Here is a 21,147-nt window from a genome sequence, read left to right as displayed (position 1 = left end):
AAAACGCTATTGTGGTGGCGCACGGTGTTGTTCCTTTCTCGTGTCCCAGGACGTCGCCAAACGCTTGGACACCAGTAGAATCAACACCGTGCGCTCAGTCCACCAAATCTAAACCGGACACCAGTGGGCTTGACCCGGGCATCCATGGCAGGTGCGGATCTGGATGTTTCCGGATAGCCTAAAGCTCTTGGCGATAGACCAGGAAGCCCGACTTCTCCGCGACCTTGTCGTAGAGCTTCATCGCCGTCTCGTTGGTTTCGTGGGTCAGCCAGTAGACCCGCGTAGCGCCGGCCGCCTTGGCCTCCCGGTAGACCGCCTCGATGAGGGCGCGGCCGACGCCCTGGCCGCGTGCGTCCTGCGTGGTGAAAAGATCCTGCAGGTAGCAGTTGGCCTCGATCATCGTCGTACTGCGGTGATAGAGGTAGTGGGTGAGGCCAAGGAGCTTCCCGTCCTGCTCGGCGACCAGGGCGTGGACCGGCTCATAGGGGTCGAAGAAACGCACCCAGGTCATGGCGGTGATCTCCGGCTGCAGCGCCGTGGCGCCGCTGCGGCCGTAGAAGGCGTTGTAGCCGTCCCAGAGCGGCAGCCACTGGGTGTGGTCTTCACGCGCGACGGGGCGCACGACGAGATTTCCGGACATACCGCCTCCCTTTGTTGAAGCCGGGAAGTCTAAGAAGGTGATCGGGCGATCACAAGCAGGCTGGCGCCTCTCATGTCTTCCCGCTTGCGCGGGACGCCCCTCACCCTCCCGCTGCGCGGGCCCCTCCCTCTCCCACAGAGGGGAGAGGGTTTTTCAGCGGCCCTTTTGGGTTCCCCCTCTCCCCTCCGTGGGAGAGGGTCGGGGTGAAGGGGCTTCCCCACGGATCACGCAACGATATCGCAGGCGGCTTATGCCCGTGTCGTCCAGAAGATGCCGGCGAAGACCACCGGCACCATGACGAGCGCGAAGACGATGAGGACCGGATAGCCGAAGACGGCGATGGCGGCGAGCAGCGCGAAGAGGCAGTTGAGGGCGAAGAACAGCTTGGCGCTCTCGCGGCCCTTCACCGCATCCTCGATGAGCCAGCCGGCCAGCGGCACGGCGTATATCAAGCGCAGGGTGAGGCCGGCGGCCTGCTGCAGGACGCTCGGGGCGTCGTGCCTTTCCATGACGGGGGCGCTCTCCGCCGGGGTCCTCTGCACCGACCGGGCCCGGTCGGTCCCGCGGGCGTTTTCGCCGTGGCGGATGGCAAAGAAGATGATCACGCCGGTGAGCAGCGGCAGGCCCAGCAGCGCCGTCGGCTGCCCCTGGAGAAACAGCACCGGCAGGCTGAGCAGCCCGATGATCAGGGCCGAGGACGGCAGCAGCGCGACGATGCCCCGCACCAGGCCCTGACGTGGCTTGTCGTATTCGTTGGCGCCGCCGATGGAGTTGGCGAGGAAACCCAGGTTGGCCAGGAAGAACCACAGCACCAGCGGCATGGAGGTGGCCAGCATCGCCGCCGTCAGGGGCACGTCCAGCCCGTGCTTGGGCCCGGGGAAGAACACCAACCAGAGAACCAGCCAGATCAGCAGCGGCAGCAGCATGAAGCCGCCCACGAGGTAGGGGAGGTGACGCAAGAGACGATCCTTTTTTGTCGTTCGTTGGCCCAGTTTTACCGACGTCCTGTCGGCATACCTGACCTGGGAACTCGGGATTGGGGTTTCGAGGAAAACCGCCGCCCCCGGTCGTTTTGTCGCAGGCGGCTTCAGCCCCTAGGCCGCTTTGGACGGGCTTTCGTTTCCACGGTTTGGCGCTTATGCTTGGGCCAAAGCAGAACAATAAAAAAACTGGGCGTCACGAGCGGTTTGTCATCCGGGGAGCGGAAGCATCATGGGGCGTTACGACGAGGTTTATCAGGCCGCTCAGGCCGATCCCGAAGCCTTTTGGGCGGCGGCGGCCGAGGACATCGACTGGGTTACCAGATGGGACAGGGTCCTCGACGACAGCGATCCGCCCTATTACCGCTGGTTTGCCGGCGGCGAGTTGAACACCTGCTACAATGCCGTCGACCGCCATGTGAAGAACGGCCGCGGCGCGCAGGCGGCGATCATCTATGACAGCCCGGTCACCGATACGGTCCGCACCATCACCTACACCGAACTGCAGGACCAGGTGGCGCGCTTCGCAGGCGCCCTGGCGGCCCGCGGTGTCGGCAAGGGCGACCGGGTCATCGTCTACATGCCCATGGTGCCGGAAGCGGCGGTGGCGATGCTGGCCTGCGCCCGCCTGGGCGCCGTCCACTCCGTGGTCTTCGGCGGCTTCGCCGCCAACGAACTGGCAACCCGCATCGACGACGCGACGCCCAAGGCCATTGTCTCCGCCTCCTGCGGGATCGAGGTGGCCAAGGTCATCGCCTACAAGCCGCTGCTGGATGCGGCCATCGACATGGCGGCCCACAAGCCGGACTTCTGCCTGATCCTGCAGCGCCCGCAGGTGGCGGCCGATCTGGTCGACGGCCGCGACGAGAATTGGGACGACGTGATGACGGCAGCGGAACCTCACGGGCCGGTGCCGGTCGCCGCGACCGACCCGCTCTACATCCTCTACACCTCCGGCACCACCGGCCAGCCCAAGGGCATCGTGCGCGACAACGGCGGCCATGCGGTGGCGCTGAAGTGGACGATGAAGAACATCTACAACATCGACCCGGGGGAGGTGTACTGGTCGGCCTCCGACGTCGGCTGGGTGGTCGGGCATTCCTATATCGTCTATGCCCCGCTGCTACACGGCGCGACCACGCTGTTCTATGAGGGCAAGCCGGTGGGCACGCCGGACCCGGGCGCCTTCTGGCGGGTGATCAGCCAGCACAAGGCGGTCAGCCTGTTCACCGCGCCGACGGCCTTTCGCGCGATCCGCCAGCAGGACCCGGAAGGCGAGCATATCGGCAAGTACGACCTCAGCCATTTCCGCGCCCTCTTCCTGGCCGGCGAACGCTGCGATCCCGATACCCTGACCTGGGCCGAGGAAAAGCTCGGGGTGCCGGTGATCGATCACTGGTGGCAGACCGAAACCGGCTGGGCCATCGCTTCCAACTGCCTGGGCATCGAGCTGCTGCCGGTCAGGGCCGGTTCGCCCACCCGGCCGACGCCGGGCTGGGACCTCCGGGTGCTGGATGCCGAGGGTCACGAGGTGCCGGCCGGCACCATCGGCGCCCTGGCCGGCAAGCTGCCGATGCCGCCGGGCACCTTTCCAACGCTGTGGAACGCCAAGGAGCGCTACTTCCATTCCTACCTCGCCAACTACCCCGGCTACTACGAAACCGGCGATGCCGGGATCATCGACGAGGACGGCTATATCCACGTCATGGCGCGCACCGACGACATCATCAATGTCGCCGGGCATCGCCTTTCCACCGGCGCGATGGAGGAGGTGCTGGCCGCCCACCCCGACGTGGCCGAGTGCGCGGTGATCGGCGTGGCCGATACCCTGAAGGGCCAACTGCCGGTCGGCTTTGTCGTGCTGAAGGCGGGGGCCGGTGACGGCGCGGTGACGCAGGAGGTGGTGCAGATGGTGCGCGACCGCATCGGCCCGGTGGCGGCTTTCAAGTCCGCCGCCGTGGTACAGCGCCTGCCCAAGACACGCTCCGGCAAGATCCTGCGCGCCACCATGCGCAAGATCGCCGACGGGGAGGAATTCAAACCGCCGGCGACCATCGACGACCCGGCCATTCTGGACGAAATCAAGGAAACGCTGGCCGGTATCGGATACCCGAAAGCCGGTTGAGACGCTATAAGGCCGGGAGTAGAACGGCAGGCCGCCTGGTGGTGCGGTTGCTTCATCCTTCGAGACGGGCTTTCGCCCTCCTCAGGATGAGGTGGAATTGAGAGCCTCACCCTGAGGAGCGAGCCGCGGGATCGCGTCTCGAAGGGCGGGGCGGGCAAGGTGAAAGGTTTTGGCGGCCCGCCAAAGCCAACAAGGGGATCTTTAGAGATGCGGGTAAAGGATCAGGTCGTTGTCGTGACCGGCGCGGCCTCGGGGATCGGGTTGGGCTGCGCCCGGCAGTTCGCGGCCGAAGGGGCCAAGGTCGTGCTGTCGGATGTGGATCAGACGGCGGGTGAGGAGGCAACGGAGCAGCTTCAGGCGGCGGGGGCGGAAGCGGTCTTCATTCACTGCGATGTCGGCGACAAGGCGGTGGTGGATGCCCTGGTGGATTCTACCGTGGCGGCCTTCGGGCGTCTCGACTGCATGGTTTCCAATGCCGGTATCGTCAAGGGCGGCGACTTCCTGGAATTCAGCGAAGAGGACTTCGACGCGGTGATCCGGGTGAACCTGAAGGGCGTCTTTCTTTGCGGCCAGGCCGCGGCGCGCCAGATGGTGAAACAGGGCCCGCGCCCCGACGGCACGGCGGGGTCCATCGTCAACATGTCCTCGATCAATGCTGTAGTGGCGATTCCCTCCATCACGCCCTACTGCGTTGCCAAGGGCGGGGTGAACCAGCTGACCAAGGTGATGTCGCTGGCCCTGGCCGATCACGGTATCCGGGTGAACGGCGTCGGGCCGGGCTCCATCAACACGCCCATGGTAAGCGCCGTGAACAACGACCCGGCGGCCTGGAACCGGCTGATGTCGCGCACCCCCATGGGCCGCCTGGGCGAGCCGGAGGAGATGGGCAAGGTCGCCGTCTTCCTGGCGTCATCCGACGCCAGCTACATCACCGGCCAGACCATCTACGCCGACGGCGGCCGCCTGGGCATGAACTACACCGTGCCGGTGAAGGATTAGCCGCGGATCTTGAAGCCGACGCCGGCTTCGTCCTGAAGCGCTGTGTTGCGGGCGACGACCTGGGCCAGGGTGCTCGTCTTCTCGATGATCTCCAGGCCTTCGGCGCCGAAGGTATCGGCGTTGTAGACCGCCACGGCGAGCAGGGGATTGGTCAGCGCCTGGGTGAAGGCGTCGTTGGCCACCATGATCTTCAGCAGTTCGCCCATCATGTCGCTCTCGCCGTAGGCTTCGGCGAAGATGCCGACGAACCATTCCAGCCTGTCGATGGAGCCGTAGAGCGCTTCCAGCTTCCGCGCCAGGGCCGGGTCGCCGGTCAGCGCCTCGAAAGACCGCACCGGTTCCTTGCCGTAGTGCCGGCGGTAGTCGTTGAAGGGGGCCAGGGCGCAGGCGCGGGCCATCTGGACGCTGTGCTTCTTCACGCCCATTGCCAGCAGGAAATCCGGCGTGTTTTGGAGGCCGATTTTACCGGCAAGCTGGCGCGAGGCATCGCGGCAGACCTTCTCCACGCCCAGGTCCATGACCAGGGCATTGTTGTGCCGCAGCGTCGCGGCATCGCCGGTCTCGCCGTTGAAAGTGACGGTCGCGGGAATCAGATCGTGCCAGCGGTAGAGCAGGGCGAACTCAACCGCGATCCAGTTGGTGCGGTACCAGTGTTCTTTCTCCGCCATGCCGGGAACGACCATGAGCGGAAAGTCCACCGGGGCGATGTGTTTGATGTAGTCGCCGATCACGATCTTCAACAGGATGACGATGCAGACGTTGCGCGCCGTCTGGAACAGGCGCTCGTCGCCCCAGCCCGGATGGGCCTTGGCGAGCACGCCGGCGATGCGGTTGTGTTCGCGCAGGAACAAGGTGTTCATGACGGTGTTGCCGACGGTGGAGTTGCCATGTTCCAGCCCGACCGCGAAGGCGTTCTTCTTGTGGCTGTCGGAAGCCTTGTGGAAGACCCGCATAAAATTGTCCGGTGTGTAGAGGCCGTCGAACTCCGGCTTGAGGGTCAGGCCTTCCGCCGTCTCCTCGAACAGGAAAACCGGAAACTCTTCGCCGTTGAGGGTCTGGCTCTTCAGCCGCCCGCCTTCGCCGGAGCGCAGCATGCGGGTCTGCTCTTCGCCGACACCGTAGATCTGGCAGAGGTCGATCTCGTGATTGCTCTCGTTCTCGGCGAAGTCCTGCGCCTCCGGCTTCTTCCACTTGGTGCGCAGGAAGCTGTCGGTGAACCACTGGGCGAAAAAGGGAAACAGCAGGCTGGTGTCGGTCGCGCGCCGGTCTTCGGTCTTCTTGAAAAGGGCATCCACCTGGTCGAGCGGCGGCAGCCCGGCGTTGTAGCTGCGCGCTTCGGGCAGATGCCGCCCGGAATAGCGGCGGTCGGTCAGGCCGCGCCAGGTGGTGTAGTCGGCGGCCATGGAGAACGGCCTGGGGCGGATGCGCGTCGCCGAGGCATAGGAATTGATGAGTTTTCGATTCAGTCGCCGGTGCAGCGGCGGCACCGCGACGACGGCCTTCAGGCCCTTCTTGACCAACCAGTTCTTCGCCCTGGTGCCAAACGACTCCCCGGCCATATCACTCTCCCCTTCTGGCGGATGTCCGCAGATCCCTCTCTGCGTCCTCCAACATCGCGACGCTCAGTGCTTTAGCGCGCAGGCAATGGACCGGTATGTGGCAAATCCCACGTCGCAGTCGGCCTATCCGCGCGGATCGATGGCGTGGAGAGCCTCGATCACGGCCAGTTCGCCGGCCTTGCCGGGTTGAGCATTCTCAAACTCCAGTCCGACGATGCCGTCGAAACCGCGTTCGGCCAGACGCTGCAGGATCGGGCCATAGTTGATCTCGCCCAGGCCCGGCTGCACGCGGCCGGGATTGTCGGCGATCTGGACATAGGCGATTTCGTCCCAGGCCAGGTCCAGGTTGGCGATCAGGTCGCCGCCGTGGATCTGCTGATGCCAGAAGTCATAGAGGACCTTGACCGACGGCAGGCCGGCGGCCCTGGCGATCAGATGGGCATGGCCGACCTCGGTCATGAAGGTGCCGGGCCAGCCTTTATGGTTGATCGGCTCCAACGCCAGGATAAGGCCTTCTTCGGCGGCCACTTCGCCCGCCCATTTCAAGTTCTCGATCATGTTCGCGGTTTGGTAGTCGCGGGGTAGGGAAGGGTGGGCGGTGCCGGAAAGTGTGGTGACATAGGTGGCCCCGACCCGGCGCGCCACTTCGGCGGTCTCCCGAACCTCCTGCATCAGGCGCTCGCGCTCGTTGCGGTCGTCCAGGACGAAGGTCGGGCGATCGTAGACCATGGTATTGACGATTACGCCCATGCGCATGCCCTGGCGCGTGAGTTCGCGGCCGACGCGTTCCTGGACACCGATGTCGCGGACCTTCATCCAGTTGTCTTCCATAGCGGTGAAGCCCTGCTCCGCCATGAAGGTTACCTGATCGACGGGGTCTGCGCCGGCGTGGTGACGGAACATACCGGTATTCGGGTTCAGCAGCCCCAGGTGCGGTGCATAGGTCAAAGCGAATGTCGGAGTCTGCAACAAGTTGGGGTTCTCCTCGATTTGAGCCTGGATCGATTCGGGACTGTCGAGCATCGCTATGTCTCCTTCGTTGCGGTCAGCCAGCCGTTCAGACGCGTGGTGACGAAGGGCAGAGCGAGGTAGACCATCGCCGGTACCATGATCGCGCTGAGCAGCAGCGTGCGCAGCGGCAGGGCGAGGCTCCCGACCAGCGGCTCCAACAGGGCGAGCAGCGTCGTGATCAGCGGGTAGACGACGAGCCAGGTGAGCAGGGCCATCTTGTGGCGGTTCGGTTTCATCTTCGGTGTCCGATTGAGAAGCATCACACCAAGTCCCAGGCGCCGAGGTTTTCGTCGAGATGGGCAAGGGATGTGGTGCCGGGGATGACGACGATGTTGGGCGCGCGCTGCAGCAGCCAGGCCAGAGCTTCGCGGGCTTCCAACGTCGCGCCCTGGCGCATCGGGTTGGCGCCGAGCGGTCCGTAGGGAATGAAGGCAATGCCTTGTTCCGCCGTGTAGTCGACCAGATCGGCCTGGTCGGTCTCGGCCATGTTGAAGCGGTTCTGCACAGAGGCGATGGGGGCAACGCCGAGGGCACGGTCCAGTTCCTCGCGGGAGACATTGGACAGGCCGATGTGGCGGATGCGCCCGTCGGCCTGCGCCTCGGCCAGGGCTGACACCGACGTCTCGATCGGCGTGTTCGGATCGACGCGATGCAGCTGGAACAGGTCGATCCGGTCCCGGCGCAGGTTGATCAAGGCCTTGTCGATCTGGCGCAGCAGCGTGTCGCGGGACCCGTCGATGACGATTCTTCCGGGCTCCGGCTTGTCGACGCCGCCCTTGGTGGCCAGCACGACGTCCCGGCCCTCCAGGGCTTCGCCGACAATCCGGTCTGCCGTCTCCGGGCCATAGGCCCAGGCGCTGTCGAAGAAGGTCACGCCCAGATCGGCCGCGCGGCGCAGCAGGGTGAGGCCGCCCTCCCAATCCGCATAGGGCCCGAAGTTGCCGGGCTGGCCGGTGAGGCGCATGGCGCCGTAGCCGAGGCGGTTGACCTGGGTATCGCCGCCCAAAGCGTAGGTTTTTGAAATCTTGGCCATCTTTTCGCTTCCTCTCGGGTTGGCGGCTCAGGCCGCGTTCAAGAAGGAAGATGACGCCGGAGCAGTCTTTCCGGTAGACGACTTAAGTGGATATTATATATACGTATTGCGTATGAGTAAGGCTTTGGACCGGCTGGGGCTCTTGAGCACCTTCGCAAGGATCGCCGAACGCGGCTCGATCTCTGCGGCGGCGCGCGATCTCGGGCTCTCCCAGGCCTCGGCCAGCCGTCAGTTGAAGGCCCTGGAGGAGGGGCTGGGCGTGCAGCTTGTTCAGCGCACCACCCATTCGCTCTCGCTGAGCCAAGCCGGTCAGGACTGTCTTGCCGAGGCCCGGGTGCTGATCGAGGGTTGGGACGCCCTGGCCGAGCGCTTTGCCGGGGAAGAAAGCCAGGTGCGCGGTAAGCTGAAGGTGGTCGCGCCGGTGGCCCTGGGCCAACTCCACCTTGCCGAGGCGGTGTTGCGGTTCCAGCAGGCCCAGCCCGGGGTTTCCATCACCTGGCTGTTGGAAGACGAGACCATCCGTTTCGCCGAAATCGGCTGTGACCTCTGGATCAAGGTCGGCCCGGTGCCGGACGAGACCCTGGTGGTCCGTTCCCTCGGGCGGGTCGAGCGGCTCGTCGTGGCCGCCCCGGATCTGATAAAGGGCCGCCGTATTTCAGCGCCGGCGGATCTTGCCGAACTGCCCTGTGCGGCGCTGGCGCCTTTCGAGGCCGCCAGCATTCCCCTGACCCGGGCCGATGGGACTGTCGAGACTGTCGATGCAAGCGTCGCGCTGGCGACCAACAATATCTTTGCGGCCCATAAGGCGGCCCAGCTTGGGATCGGCTACGCGGTCATGCCGCGCTGGTTCGTCGAAGGGGAACTGAAGGCGGGCGATCTTATCGACGTTTTGCCGGGCTGGCGGGCGAAGCCTCTGACGATCAACGCCGCCTACCTGCCGTCGCGCCGGCAGACCCGGCGGCTGAAGCTGCTGATCGACCACATGGCGGAAGCCGTATCGGCCATTCCGGGTATCGACGGCATTTAGTCCGATCGCCCATTGCTTCGTCGTCAGTCGATGCGGCGCGGCACCCGCGGCACGCCCAGATCGGCTTCCAGCTTTTCCCTTTCCCACTGCGCCAGATCGGCGGCTGTCCGATAGGTCGTTTGCAGAAACGACATCAGGGCCGCTTCCGGATCGGCGGCCTGGCGTACCGCATCGTAGGGCAGAACGTATTCGCCGAGGTTTTTTTGAAAGAAGGCCTCTGTCGGTTCCGCCGCTCTGTCGCCGAAGCCGTCCGGCATCGGATAGGCATAGGAATAGAACGCCGGGTAGTCGATGCCACCGCCGCCGGGCCAGAAGCCGGCGGAGCTCACTTCATGGGAGTAGGCTTCCCGGGTGACCGTATCGGGCAGGGCGGGAAAGCCGCCGGGGTGCAGCGGGGCCGGACGGCCGGAGAAGCGGGTCACGGCCAAGTCGAAGCTGCCCCAGAAAAAATGCACCGGGCTTACCTTGCCGAGAAAACCGGTGCGAAAACGTTTGAAGACCGCGTCGACGGCCACCAGCGCCTGCCAGAAATCCCACACCGCATCGCGGTCGTAAGCGCCGGGCCCGGTCTGTTCGCGGAACGGGACCGGATCTGGGACTTCGTTGGGCGCGTGATGAATGTCGCTCGGCGCGCCGAGCTTGGACAGGGCCGTCAGGAAGCGCTCATGAAAGGCGGCGACGGACATCGGCTCCAGCGCGAAGGCCTGCTGCCGGCCATCGGTGGTATCGATCTTCAGTTGATGATCGATGAAGTCGAAGGTGATGTCGTAGCTGCAGCCTTCGCCCGGGATGAGCGAAGAGTTCAGCCCCCGCCCGCTGACGTAGAAGGTTGCCTGCCAGGAATGATTGATCCAGGGGGTCTGCGCCAGGCGGAACTTGCCGACAATCTGCGTCCACATGTGCAGGCTGGCGCCGCTCGGCTGCCAACGGCTGTAGGGAATGTCAGGCCATTTGGTCATGGCCGTAGATATAGGAAAGTCGGCCTGCAGTTGCGAGCCCGCAGCACGCAAAGCAGCGGTAAATTCGCTGAACTGTCATAAAGCTGCGGGCCCTGCCCGCAGCTTTCACACCCCAGTGGCCGCTCCCGTTAGTGACCGCTCTTGGGCAGGCCGAAATTCTCCAGCGAGAACGGATTGTCCGAAGGCTCGCTGGCCATGGGCGGCGGGGCTTCCGGCTCGATCTCCGGCTTGGGCAGGGTGATGCCGGCCTTCTCGGCCGCCTTGCGGGCCTTTTCGACCGCGGCATTGAGGTCGACCTGGCCACAGAGGCCCAGCAGCACGGGATCGCGCGGGCGGATGTTGGGCGAATTCCAGTGGGTGCGTTCGCGCACCGCCTGGATCGTGGTCTTGGTGGTGCCGATCAGCCGGGCGATCTGGGAATCTTTCAACTCCGGATGATGGCGTACCAGCCAGGCGATCCCGTCCGGCTTGTCCTGGCGCTTGGCGACCGGCGTGTAACGCGGCCCTTTGGTGCGCTTGACCGGCTGTGGCAGGTCGCTTTTGGCGGTTTTCAGCCTGGCTTTGGGGTCGGCTTCGCAGCGGACGATCTCGTCGCGCGTCAGCTCACCCGATGTGACCGGATCCATGCCCTGGATCCCCATGGCGACCTCGCCGTCGGCAATGCCCTGGATCTCCAGGATGTGCAGACCGCAGAAATCGGCGATTTGTTCGAAAGCCAGGCCGGTATTGTCGATCAACCAGACAGCGGTCGCCTTCGGCATCAGCGGTAAAGACATCAATCCTCCTCTCTTCCGACCGGCGCAGTGCCCTGCGCCCCGGCCGGCGGCCTAATCTTGCCGTCGTGGGAATAGACCGAATATAGGCCCCCGCCAAGCCGGAATAAAGCCACCAATCGCGAATTTCGCTGTGTCAGGCTTTTTTCCAGGTTTTCCGCCGGAATCGCCGCGCCGAAACTGCCATGCCGGAACTCTAGCCGTTTGTCAGCACGATTTTGCCGATATGGCTGCTGGACTCCATCAGGGCATGGGCTTTTGCCGCCTCTTCCAGCGGGAAATCGGCGGCCATAACCGGCCCGATCTGCCCGGACTCCAGCAGCGGCCAGGCCTTTTCCCGCAAGGCTGCCGCGATCCCGGCCTTGAATTCCACCGGGCGGGCCCTGAGCGTCGATCCGGTGATGGTGAGCCGCTTCAGCATGACCGAGGTAAAATCGATTTCGGCCTTGGAGCCGCCGAGGAAGGCGATGAAGCTGAGCCGTCCGTCCGGCGCCATGGCCTTGAAATTGCGCTGGATGTAGTCGCCGCCGACCATGTCCAGGACCACGTCGACGCCCTTGCCGCCGGTGGCTTCCTTGACCACGGCGACGAAATCCTCCTCGCGGTAGTTGATGCCGCGCTCGGCGCCCAGGTCTTCGCAGGCCTTTACTTTTTCGGTGGAGCCGGCGGTGGCGAAGACCCGGCTGCCCAGGGCTTTGGCGAGCTGGATCGCCGTGGTGCCGATGCCCGAGGTGCCGCCGTGGACCAGGAAACTTTCCCCCGGTTTCAGGCCCGAACGCTCGAAGACATTCACCCAGACGGTGAAAAAGGTCTCCGGCAGGGCGGCCGCCTGCTTCATATCGAAGCCCCTGGGGATCGGCAGGCACTGGACCGCCGGGGCGGCGCAGTACTGGGCATAGCCGCCGCCGGTCACCAGGGCGGTTACCTTGTCGCCCAGGGAGAGGCCGGAGACCCCTTCGCCCAGCGCCACAATGCTGCCGGCGATTTCCAGCCCCGGAATGTCGGAGGCGCCGGGCGGCGGCGGATAGCCGCCGAGGCGCTGCAGCACGTCGGGCCGGTTGACCCCGGCAGCGGCGATCTGGATAAGCACCTCGCCCGCTGCCGCCTGGGGCACCGGCCGGGTCGTCGGGACCAGAACCTCCGGGCCGCCGGGCGCGCTGATTTCGATGGCGGTCATGGTTTCCGGCAGGTTTTGGCTCATCTCAGGGCTCCATTGGTGTGTTGGCGGCTTTTGAGGAGGAATCGCATTCGACCGGGGGAGTTAGTATAGTGCAGGGGCAAAAAATCAAGCGGCCGCGGCCCCAGGAAGCCAAGGCCGCAGGAAGCCAAGACAGCCGCGGGGAAGCGGCGAGGGAGTGAGGCAGTATGGATATCGAAGACCTGGAACCGAGAAACAAGAAGCCCAAGCCCCGGGATCTGGACAGCCTGGGCATCGATCAGCTTGAGGAATATCTGGCCGAGCTGCAGGCCGAGGCGGCGCGGGTGCAGGCGAAGATCGACAGTAAGAAAAGCTATCTCTCCGGCGCCGACTCCTTTTTCAAGAGCTAGGGTTTCGAGCGCGTGGGCGATCATCGCCAAAAGATAGTGGGACAGGATGGCGCGCTGCGCCGGCGCGGGCTGGTCATCGGTCTTGCCGCCGCCCTATCGGCGACGGCGTTGGTCCTGGCGCTCACCTGGTACTGGTCTTCCGACCTGTTCCTCGACCAGACCCAGGTTCGCGCCGCCGCCAAACTGGACCTCTACAACAGCAACCTGGACGGAGCGCTGGGCAAGTATCAGTCGGTTCCCAAATTGCTGGCCCTGCATGACGAGGTCGCCGCCTTTTTCCAGGCGCCCCTGGATGACGAAGCTCTGCGGCGCGCCAACGAGCTGACCAAAACGGTCAGTCTTCTGACCGGGGCCGAAGACACCTATTTCATGGATGCCGAGGGCCTGACCTTCGCCGCCAGCAACTGGGACAGCGACCGGCCCTTTGTCGGCCACAACTTCAGCTACCGGCCCTATTTTCGGGAAGCCATGCAGGGGCGCCTCGGGCGCTTTTTTGCACTGGGGACGACGTCGGGCAGGCGGGGTTATTACTTCGCCTCGCCGGTGTTCCGTGACCGCGAGATCCTGGGCGCGGTGGTGGTGAAAGTCAGCCTTACGGATATCGAAGCCGCCTGGACCGCCGACGAGGAGAAGGTCATCGTCACCGACCCGCACGGTGTCATCTTCGTTTCCAGCTATCCCGACTGGCGGTTTCGCAGCCTGGCGCCTCTGGACGAGGCGGCCTTGCAGGCGATTGCCGAAAGCCGCCGCTATCAGTCCGTCGACCTGCGGCCCCTGGATGTCGTCGCGCAAGACCGCGCCGGTCCCGGCCCGCACCTTATTCGCATCGCCGGCGAGACAGGAGTTTCCGATAGCGCCGAGTACCTCATGGTGTCGCGGGCGATGCCAGAGGCCGGCTGGACCGTCTCTGTATTGGCCTCGACCCAACTGGCCCGCTCGCAAAGCATCACGGCAACGCTGATGGCGGCGCTGGCCTGTCTCATTACGTTTCTGGTCGCCGCCCTGGTGTGGCAAAGGCGCAGCCGTTTTGTTGAGCGCATCGCCTACCAGCGGCGGGCATCGGAGGAACTGGAGCAGCGGGTGGAGGAGCGTACGGCGGACCTGACCACGGCCAACGTCCGCCTGGAGCGGGAGATCGGCGAGCGCCAGGCAGCCGAGGCGGATCTGCGCCAGGCCCAGGACGATCTGGTGCAGGCCGGCAAGCTGGCGGCGCTGGGCCAGATGTCGGCGGCGCTCAGCCACGAATTCAACCAGCCGCTGGCGGCGATACGTTCCTACGCCGACAACGCCCGGCTGCTGATCGAGCGGGACCGCCATGGCGAAGCGGGCGAGAACCTGCAGCGGATCAGAGATCTGACGGCGCGCATGGCTGAAATCAGCAAGCACCTGATGACCTTCGCGCGCAAGCCGCGCCGCGAACTGCGGCCCCTGGTGCTGTCGGAGGTGCTGGACGACACATTGAGTTTTCTGCGCATCCGTCTGGAGCGTGCCGGGGCCGTCGTTTCCCTGGAGCAGCCGGACCGCGGCCTGCAGGTCCGCGCCGGCCGGGTGCGCCTGCAGCACGTCATCCTGAACCTGGTTTCCAATGCCCTGGATGCCATGGAAAACCAGGAGCACCCGCGGATCGAGATCACCGTAGTGGAGAAGGGTGAGCGTGTGATCGTCTCGCTGCGCGATCATGGTCCCGGCATCGACCGGGAACAGGTCGCGCGCATCTTCGACCCTTTCTTCACCACCAAGGACGTCGGCAAGGGTCTCGGCCTGGGTCTTTCGATCTCCTACAACATCGTCAGGGATTTCGGCGGTTCGATCCGGGCCGAAAATCATCCAGGTGGCGGTGCCGTCTTTGTCGTGGATCTGCCACTGCTGCCGCTGCCCGAAACCGTGCTTGAGCCGGCATGACGGAAGGACGCGTTCTTTTCGTCGACGACGAGGAACCGCTGCGCCACGCGGTGAAGCAGGGCCTGGAACTCTGCGGCCATCCGGTGACCTGCTTCGCTGCCGCCCGCCAGGCCGAGGCCCAGCTCAGCCGCGCGCTTTACGGCGTGCTGGTGACCGATATCACCATGCCGGATATGGACGGCCTCACTCTGCTGCGCCGCGCCCTGGAAATCGATCCGGCCCTGCCGGTGGTTCTGGTGACCGGTCACGGCGATGTCCCCCTGGCGGTCGAAGCTATGCGCGCCGGCGCCTACGACTTCATCGAAAAGCCCTTCGACACCTCGCACCTGGCCAGCGTGGTGGCGAGGGCAATGGAAAAGCGCCGCCTGGTGCTGGAAAACCGTGCGTTGCGCGAAGAGCTGGAAACCGGCGGCGGGCTGGATGCCCGTCTGGTCGGCCGCAGCGCGGGCATGGAGCAGTTGCGTGAGCAGTTGCGGGCGCTGGCGCAGACCGATGCCGACGTGCTGATCTCCGGCGAGACCGGCAGCGGCAAGGAGGTGGTGGCCCGCGCCCTGCACGATTTCGGACCGCGCGCCCAGGGGCCTTTCGTTGCCATCAACTGCGGCGCCCTGCCGGCGGAGATTATCGAGAGTGAGCTGTTCGGCCATGAGGCCGGGGCCTTCACCGGCGCCCAGAAGCAGCGCATCGGCAAGTTGGAATTCGCCGACGGCGGCACGGTGCTGCTGGACGAGATCGAGTCCATGCCGCTCGATCTTCAGGTGAAACTGCTGCGCGCCATCGAACAGCGCAGCATCGAACGCCTGGGGTCCAACAGATCGATCGCGCTTGATCTGCGCTTTATCGCCGCCAGCAAGCAGGACCTGCTTGAAGCCTGCCGCGAGGGGCGTTTCCGTGAGGATCTCTACTACCGCCTCAATGTCGTGGCGCTGCAGATACCGCCGCTGCGTGAGCGCCGCGAGGACATTCCCCTGCTGTTTCATCACCTGGCGCGCGAGGCCCGGGCCCGTTACCGCCATGAGATTCCCGATCTCGACGACCGTCAGCTTGCGGCGTTGCTGGCCTACGACTGGCCGGGCAACGTGCGCGAACTGCGCAATGCCGCCGACCGTTTCGTTTTAGGGCTGGGGGCAAAGGTGCCCGGCGCCGCAGGGCTGGGTGTCACCCTGCCGGAGGGCGCGGAGGCTGTAGAACCGCCGGGGGAGGGGCCGCTCGCCGGCCGTCTCGAAGCGGTGGAGAAAGCGATCCTGGAAGCCGAGCTGCGCCGCCAGGGCGGCAGCCTGAAAGCCACCTACGAGACCCTCGGCCTGTCGCGGAAAACCCTCTACGACAAACTCCAGCGCCACGGTCTCAGGCGCGAGGATTTCCTGGTGCGCGAGGAAAGGTAGGGGAGCATCAACATTTCGACCATGATCAAAGCATTTTGTCTTTTCGGCATGGTATAATCTGTCGTGTCGTCACGCGGACGAACTAAGGGGTGTGTCCATGCAAGAAATCAGTTTTACACCCGGCGAGCTCAATGACGGCTTCGTCGTGGCCATCAACATAGAAGCCAAAGAAGACCAGGGCGAGGCGGTCGCCGCAATCTTGGAGAGCTTGGTTGAACCTACCATGGCCGAACCTGGCGTGAAGCTTTTCCTGCCCTATCGCTCTCCAACAAATCCGCTGCAGTTCTTTCTGTTTGAACTCTACAGAGATGAGAAAGCGTGGGCCGAGCACCAGGCGACGAAGCATTTCAAAGAGGCGATTGAGGAACTCCTGCCACGATCTGCGAAGCGGGAGCGTATGCCTTACGTACCCTATACGTCGCCATAGGATTGTTCCCTTCCGAGCCATTGAGGGTTTTGATATCCCGAGGCTGACGGGCTGCTGATGCCCCGCCGCCGGCTCGCATGCGTTAGACTCTTTCACGTTTTTTACGGCACTAGATCGGATCATGTTTTGGCGCAACCACGAAGTGGTTCCGTCAAAACATGTGAATCCGATCGCTATCAAACAGTTAGAGCAGATTCACCCGGTCGATGGATCGCCCCGGGGTGACTCTACAGCGCCGATTCTATCCGACCGGGATCTGCTCTAGCCCGCTCCCCCGCCCAGCTATCCACCAGGATAATCGCCCCCTGGGTTGTTTCGGGGGTGGCCGGGCGGGGGAGCGGGCTGGAACCGATTCGACGTAAGTCGAAAACGCGCTATGCGTCGACGATGATCTCAAAGCCGCCGAAAATCATCCGCTTGCCGTCGAAGGGCATGGGGTTGTTGTCGGGGTGAAGGCGTGGATCGGCCATGACCTTCTCCATGCCGGCGTTTCGCGCCTCCCGCGAGGGCCAGAGGATCCAGGAAAAGCAGACGGTCTCATCCGCTTGGCACTTCACCGCCATGGGAAAAGATGTGACCTCGCCGTCCGCCACGTCGTCGCCCCAGCAATCCACAAGTTTCAGCGCGCCATGGTCCTTGAACACGACAGCCGCTTCTTCGGCATGCTTTTGATAAGCTTCCCGGTTGGCTGTCGGTACTGCCAGCACGCATCCGTCCACGTAGGTCATTGCGGTTCCTCCTTTATCTGTTGTTGAACGCCGCTTCCAGCGCGGCGATATCGATTTTGCGCATGGTCATCATGGCGTCGCGCGCCCGCACCGCTGCGGCTTTGTCGCTTGCGGTCAGAAGGCGCGGCAGTACTTCCGGCACGATCTGCCAGGAGACGCCGAACCTGTCGGTCAGCCAGGCACACATGCTTTCCGCGCCGCCGTCCGCAATCAGCTTCTCCCAGAGGTCGTCGGTCTCAGCCTGATCCTTGGTCATTACCGCGATGGAGGCCGCCGGCGTAGGCTTGAACATCGGCCCGCCATTCAATGCGCTGTAGGGCGCGCGCGACAGCGTGAACTCAATGACCTGCGTCGGCCCCGTCGGGTCGACCTGTTGAACTGACTCGATACGACTGTCCGGCAGCAGGGAGACGTAGAAGTCTGCTGCTTCCTCTGCCTGATCGTCGAACCAGAGGCAGGTGCGGACTTTTGGCTTCCCGGTCACTGACTTTTGCTCATCGTTTCGGGGTTCATCCAGAAAGGTTCCCAGATATGGCCATCCGGGTCGGCGAAGGCGCGGCCGTACATCCAACCGTGATCTTCTGTGTCGCGGACCTCTGCGCCGCCGCCTGCCAGAGCCAGGTCTGCCAGGCGGTCGACCGCTTCGCGGCTGTCGAGCTGCAGAGCCGTCAGAACCTCTGTCGTCTGCGTTGCATCGGCAATGGGCCGCGGTGTGAAGGGCGCGAACTTCTGGTGGGTCAGCAGCATGGCAAAGCAGTTGCCGCCGATCTCCATCGCAAGCGCGGTTTCGTCGCTGAAGGTCTCGTTGAAGCCGAAACCAAGATCGCTAAAAAAGGCGCGGGAACGCTCAAGATCGGCAACCGGCAGATTGATGTAGACGTTCATGGCGGGGGGCCTTTTTTTTGTGAGCCAGCATCCGAACCATAAATTGACATATACGTTGATGTCAACGTAAAATGAAAACCATGAGAGACGACCTACCTTTGAGCGTGACCCATGAGGTCCGCGACCGCTGCCTCTGTCTCCATCTTCAGCGTGCTGCGCGTGCGATCGGGCGGCGCTTCGATGAAGCCTTGCGGCCAGTGGATCTGACCAACGGCCAGTATTCGATACTGGTCTCGCTGAACCGGCCGGAGGCGCCGAGGATCGGTGACGTTGCCTACCTGCTGGCGATGGACCGGACAACCTTGACGGCGAACCTGAAACCGCTGGAGCGTCGCGGCCTGCTGACGGTTTCTCCGGACCCGCAGGACAGGCGCAGCCGCCGTCTGCAGCTCACCGATGCCGGGCGTGACCTGCTGGTGCAGGCCGTGCCCCTCTGGCGCTCAACCCATGACGGCGTCGATCGGATTCTGCACGACAAAGACGGGGCGGTCCTGCGGGCCGATCTGCTTGCCCTGTCATTCTCGCAGTAGTCATCGGGCCGGCCGCTGCCAAGCGGGTCTCACCTGCGCGGCAGCTGCGTCGTCATGCGGGTGGCGAGCAGCAGGTTGGTCTCGCTGGTGGCGACGCCTTCCAGGCGACGAATCTTGGCGAGCACGCCGTCGAGCACTTCAAGCGTCTCGGTGCCCAGTTCGACAATCAGATCCCACTTGCCGTTGGTGGTGTGGATCGCCTGCACGGCGGTGAAACCGCCTAGGCTGCGCAGAATGCGGTCCGTGCCGCGCCCCTCGATGCCCAGCATCATCAGGCCGCGGACCGGATGATCCTGCATATCGTCGGCCAGAATGGTGGTGAAGCCGACAATCGTACCGTCGGAGATCAGGCGATTCAGCCGCGTCCGCACGGTCACCCGCGACAGGCCGACGGCGGCAGACAGGCTCGACAGCGACATACGGGCGTCGCGCCGGAGTTCCGCGATAATTTTCGTATCGTAGCTATCCAATTTGGATGTTTATGCCTTCAATATGACGGAAACTTTTACATTATATGCAAATAATAGGCTGTTCTCCTACCCTTTTTGGTCAGATGCTATCTGGACTGGCGGCTTGAGAGGAAAGAGAGCAAGTGGACAGGCGAAACTGCATACTGGTCGGCGTTCCCGTCGACAGCGGCAAAAAACGAAAAGGCTGCCTGATGGGCCCCGACGCCTACCGCACCGCGCGGCTGGCGGAGACCGTCACGGAGCTGGGACACAGCGCCGTCGACTGGGGGAACGTCGCGCCCGCAGAGGAAAGCGACACGGCTTGTGCCAATGGCCTTGTGCACTCCCTGTCGGAAACCGTGGCCTGGGCCAAAGCGGTGAGTGCGGTGGCCCAACGCGCCGCTGCAGACGGCTTTCCGATCTTCCTCGGCGGCGACCATGCGCTCTCCATGGGCACGGTCCACGGCATCGCCGCCCATGCCCTGGAACAGGACCGTCCGCTCTTCATCCTCTGGCTGGATGCCCATACCGATCTGCACACGCCGATGACCACGGATTCTGGAAACCTGCACGGCACGCCGATGGGCTATATCTCCGGCCTGAACGGCTTCGATGCCTTCCCGCCGATGCCCAAGGCGGTGCCCGCCGGCAACATCTGCATGATCGGCCTTCGCTCCGTCGATGCGGTCGAAAAGCAGATGCTCAAAGGCAGCGAGATGTCGGCGATCGACATGCGGGTAATCGATGAGCACGGCATTGCCAAACCGCTGTCGGCATTCCTGGACAAGGTCGCCGCCGCCAACGGCATGCTGCATGTCTCCCTGGACGTCGACTTTCTCGACCCGACCATCGCACCGGCTGTCGGCACGACCGTGCCCGGCGGGGCCACCTTCCGCGAAGCCCATCACGTGATGGAGATCCTGCATGAATCGGAGCTCGTGACATCGCTGGACCTTGCCGAGCTGAATCCTTTTCTGGACGAGCGCGGCCGCACCGCCTCCCTCATGGTCGATCTGACGGCATCCCTGCTGGGCCGCCGCGTCTTCGACCGCCAAACCCCCAGTTTTTTCTGAGGGACAGGATATGACTGCCCCCAAACCGTCGGAACTGGCCTTTGTGCCCTTCGTCAGTGTCGAGAACATGATGAAGCTGGTGCACTACATCGGCATCGAGGCGATGCTGCGCGGCCTTGGCGACTATATCGAAGACGACTTCCGGCGCTGGGAGCTGTTCGACAAGACACCGCGCGTCGCCAGCCACTCCGAAGAAGGCGTCATCGAGCTGATGCCGACCTCGGATGGTGAGGTCTATGGCTTCAAATACGTCAATGGTCACCCGAAGAACATCCATGACGGACTGCAGACCGTCACCGCCTTCGGCCTGCTTGCCAGAGTCGGCACCGGATACCCGGTACTGCTGAGCGAGATGACGGTGCTGACCGCGATGCGCACAGCGGCGTCCTCGGCAATGGTGGCCAAACATCTGGCGCCCAAAGGCGCGCGCTGCATGGCGGTCATCGGCAATGGCGCGCAGTCGGAGTTTCAGGCGCTGGCGATGAAGGCGATCTGCGGGATCGACACGCTGCGGATGTACGACATCGACAGCCGGGCGACGGAAAAGGCGATGCGGAATCTCGATAAGTTCGGCTTGAGTATGACTGCCTGCAGAACGCCGGAAGAGGCGATGGAAGGCGCGCAGATCATTACGACCTGCACGGCCGACAAGCAGTACGCAACGATCCTGACCGACAACATGGTCGGCGCCGGGATTCACATCAACGCCATCGGCGGCGATTGCCCCGGCAAGACCGAACTGCATAGGGACATCCTGTCGCGCTCGACGGTCTTTGTGGAGTATCCGCCGCAGACCCGCATCGAAGGCGAGATCCAGCAGATGCCCGAGGATTTTCCTGTGACCGAGATGTGGCAGGTGATCAACGGCACCGCGCCGGGCCGGGTGAACGACAACCAGATCACCCTGTTCGACGGCGTCGGCTTTGCCATCGAGGACTTCTCCGCCCTGCGCTACGTCTGGGGGCGGATCAAAGAGACCGGGTTCTATCAGGATCTCGACATGGTCGCCGATCCGGACGACCCGCGCGACCTCTTCGGCATGCTCTTACGGTCGGGAAAATAAGAAAGAGTTCACTAATACACAAAAAAAGAGTCAAACTCGCTGTCAGCGAAG

General features: G+C 64.0%; 23 protein-coding genes. 10 read left to right on the top strand and 13 right to left on the bottom strand.

Features of this window, described 5'->3' with window-relative positions; genetic code table 11:
• Positions 1-178: 178 nt before the first annotated feature.
• Complete coding sequence (locus HBA54_RS18370; RefSeq protein WP_167227287.1) at positions 179-640, bottom strand: GNAT family N-acetyltransferase; 462 nt, start codon at positions 638-640, stop codon at positions 179-181.
• Between the two features lie 248 nt (positions 641-888).
• On the bottom strand, positions 889-1,599 hold the full coding sequence (locus tag HBA54_RS18365) for a hypothetical protein (RefSeq protein WP_167227285.1): 711 nt from the start codon (positions 1,597-1,599) through the stop codon (positions 889-891).
• 253 nt (positions 1,600-1,852) lie between these two features.
• Between HBA54_RS18365 and HBA54_RS18360 the strand changes: the two genes are divergently transcribed.
• A complete protein-coding gene (locus HBA54_RS18360; protein ID WP_167227283.1) occupies positions 1,853-3,745 on the top strand; it encodes a propionyl-CoA synthetase in 1,893 nt (630 codons plus the stop codon).
• 207 nt (positions 3,746-3,952) lie between these two features.
• Positions 3,953-4,744: an SDR family NAD(P)-dependent oxidoreductase gene (locus HBA54_RS18355; protein WP_167227281.1), complete on the top strand. Its 792-nt coding sequence runs from the start codon at positions 3,953-3,955 to the stop codon at positions 4,742-4,744.
• Here the strand turns inward: HBA54_RS18355 and HBA54_RS18350 are convergent.
• The 4 genes from HBA54_RS18350 to HBA54_RS18335 form a co-directional block, all read right to left on the bottom strand.
• Positions 4,741-6,303: a peroxidase family protein gene (locus HBA54_RS18350; protein ID WP_167227279.1), complete on the bottom strand. Its 1,563-nt coding sequence runs from the start codon at positions 6,301-6,303 to the stop codon at positions 4,741-4,743. The genes HBA54_RS18355 and HBA54_RS18350 overlap by 4 nt on opposite strands.
• 123 nt (positions 6,304-6,426) lie before the next feature.
• Positions 6,427-7,326, bottom strand: a complete 900-nt coding sequence (locus tag HBA54_RS18345; RefSeq protein WP_167227277.1) for a hydroxypyruvate isomerase family protein — start codon at positions 7,324-7,326, stop codon at positions 6,427-6,429.
• A 2-nt stretch (positions 7,327-7,328) separates the two neighbouring features.
• Positions 7,329-7,574 (bottom strand): putative antibiotic biosynthesis monooxygenase, encoded by a 246-nt coding sequence (locus HBA54_RS18340; RefSeq protein WP_167227275.1) that lies wholly within the window; start codon positions 7,572-7,574, stop codon positions 7,329-7,331.
• Positions 7,574-8,347, bottom strand: a complete 774-nt coding sequence (locus tag HBA54_RS18335) for an aldo/keto reductase (protein ID WP_167227273.1) — start codon at positions 8,345-8,347, stop codon at positions 7,574-7,576. Before HBA54_RS18335 ends, HBA54_RS18340 begins: the two co-directional genes overlap by 1 nt.
• Before the next feature lie 112 nt (positions 8,348-8,459).
• Here HBA54_RS18335 and HBA54_RS18330 point away from each other — a divergent pair, with 112 nt between their 5' ends.
• Positions 8,460-9,374 carry a LysR family transcriptional regulator gene (locus HBA54_RS18330; protein ID WP_167227271.1) on the top strand — a complete coding sequence of 305 codons (915 nt, stop codon included), beginning with the start codon at positions 8,460-8,462 and terminating at the stop codon, positions 9,372-9,374.
• A gap of 23 nt (positions 9,375-9,397) precedes the next feature.
• Here the strand turns inward: HBA54_RS18330 and HBA54_RS18325 are convergent, their stop codons facing one another.
• The 3 genes from HBA54_RS18325 to HBA54_RS18315 form a co-directional block, all read right to left on the bottom strand.
• Positions 9,398-10,333 (bottom strand): DUF5996 family protein, encoded by a 936-nt coding sequence (locus HBA54_RS18325; RefSeq protein WP_167227269.1) that lies wholly within the window; start codon positions 10,331-10,333, stop codon positions 9,398-9,400.
• Positions 10,334-10,461: 128 nt separating this feature from the next.
• Entirely contained in the window at positions 10,462-11,109 is a 648-nt protein-coding gene (locus HBA54_RS18320; protein ID WP_205944742.1) for a DUF1013 domain-containing protein, read from the bottom strand.
• A 193-nt stretch (positions 11,110-11,302) separates the two neighbouring features.
• Positions 11,303-12,307: an NAD(P)H-quinone oxidoreductase gene (locus tag HBA54_RS18315; protein ID WP_205944741.1), complete on the bottom strand. Its 1,005-nt coding sequence runs from the start codon at positions 12,305-12,307 to the stop codon at positions 11,303-11,305.
• Positions 12,308-12,471: 164 nt separating this feature from the next.
• Between HBA54_RS18315 and HBA54_RS18310 the strand changes: the two genes are divergently transcribed.
• The 4 genes from HBA54_RS18310 (at position 12,472) to HBA54_RS18295 (ending at position 16,368) form a co-directional block, all read left to right on the top strand.
• Complete coding sequence (locus HBA54_RS18310) at positions 12,472-12,654, top strand: DUF1192 domain-containing protein (RefSeq protein ID WP_167227265.1); 183 nt, start codon at positions 12,472-12,474, stop codon at positions 12,652-12,654.
• Between the two features lie 12 nt (positions 12,655-12,666).
• Positions 12,667-14,556: a sensor histidine kinase gene (locus HBA54_RS18305; RefSeq protein ID WP_167227263.1), complete on the top strand. Its 1,890-nt coding sequence runs from the start codon at positions 12,667-12,669 to the stop codon at positions 14,554-14,556.
• Entirely contained in the window at positions 14,553-15,941 is a 1,389-nt protein-coding gene (locus tag HBA54_RS18300) for a sigma-54-dependent transcriptional regulator (RefSeq protein WP_167227261.1), read from the top strand. Before HBA54_RS18305 ends, HBA54_RS18300 begins: the two co-directional genes overlap by 4 nt.
• Before the next feature lie 97 nt (positions 15,942-16,038).
• Positions 16,039-16,368, top strand: coding sequence for a putative quinol monooxygenase (locus tag HBA54_RS18295; RefSeq protein WP_167227259.1), 330 nt, complete (start codon positions 16,039-16,041; stop codon positions 16,366-16,368).
• Positions 16,369-16,742: 374 nt separating this feature from the next.
• Here the strand turns inward: HBA54_RS18295 and HBA54_RS18290 are convergent, their stop codons facing one another.
• From HBA54_RS18290 to HBA54_RS18280, 3 genes are read right to left on the bottom strand one after another with little or no spacing between them, the layout of a single operon-like run.
• Positions 16,743-17,096, bottom strand: coding sequence for a DUF1428 domain-containing protein (locus HBA54_RS18290; RefSeq protein WP_167227257.1), 354 nt, complete (start codon positions 17,094-17,096; stop codon positions 16,743-16,745).
• 13 nt (positions 17,097-17,109) lie between these two features.
• On the bottom strand, positions 17,110-17,580 hold the full coding sequence (locus HBA54_RS18285; protein WP_167227255.1) for a VOC family protein: 471 nt from the start codon (positions 17,578-17,580) through the stop codon (positions 17,110-17,112).
• The gene (locus tag HBA54_RS18280) at positions 17,577-17,981 is read right to left on the bottom strand and encodes a VOC family protein (protein ID WP_167227253.1); all 405 of its coding nucleotides are present in this window, start codon (positions 17,979-17,981) and stop codon (positions 17,577-17,579) included. The genes HBA54_RS18285 and HBA54_RS18280 overlap by 4 nt, the downstream gene beginning before the upstream one ends.
• Positions 17,982-18,061: 80 nt before the next feature.
• Between HBA54_RS18280 and HBA54_RS18275 the strand changes: the two genes are divergently transcribed.
• On the top strand, positions 18,062-18,511 hold the full coding sequence (locus HBA54_RS18275) for a MarR family winged helix-turn-helix transcriptional regulator (protein ID WP_167227251.1): 450 nt from the start codon (positions 18,062-18,064) through the stop codon (positions 18,509-18,511).
• Positions 18,512-18,540: 29 nt separating this feature from the next.
• Here HBA54_RS18275 and HBA54_RS18270 read toward each other — a convergent pair whose 3' ends face one another.
• Complete coding sequence (locus HBA54_RS18270) at positions 18,541-18,981, bottom strand: Lrp/AsnC family transcriptional regulator (RefSeq protein ID WP_167227249.1); 441 nt, start codon at positions 18,979-18,981, stop codon at positions 18,541-18,543.
• Positions 18,982-19,103: 122 nt separating this feature from the next.
• On the opposite strand from HBA54_RS18270, the gene rocF reads away from it, so the two are divergent.
• Together rocF and ocd are read left to right on the top strand one after the other, a co-directional pair.
• The gene (gene rocF, locus HBA54_RS18265) at positions 19,104-20,033 is read left to right on the top strand and encodes an arginase (protein ID WP_167227247.1); all 930 of its coding nucleotides are present in this window, start codon (positions 19,104-19,106) and stop codon (positions 20,031-20,033) included.
• Positions 20,034-20,043: 10 nt separating this feature from the next.
• Positions 20,044-21,096, top strand: a complete 1,053-nt coding sequence (gene ocd, locus HBA54_RS18260; RefSeq protein ID WP_167227245.1) for an ornithine cyclodeaminase — start codon at positions 20,044-20,046, stop codon at positions 21,094-21,096.
• Positions 21,097-21,147 lie beyond the last annotated feature (51 nt).

It is taken from the genome of Pelagibius litoralis (assembly GCF_011683915.1).
Taxonomy (GTDB): Bacteria; Pseudomonadota; Alphaproteobacteria; order Kiloniellales; family Kiloniellaceae; genus Pelagibius; species Pelagibius litoralis.
The sequence above is the reverse complement of the archived record's forward strand: the minus strand, read 5'-3'. Positions and strand labels throughout refer to the sequence as shown.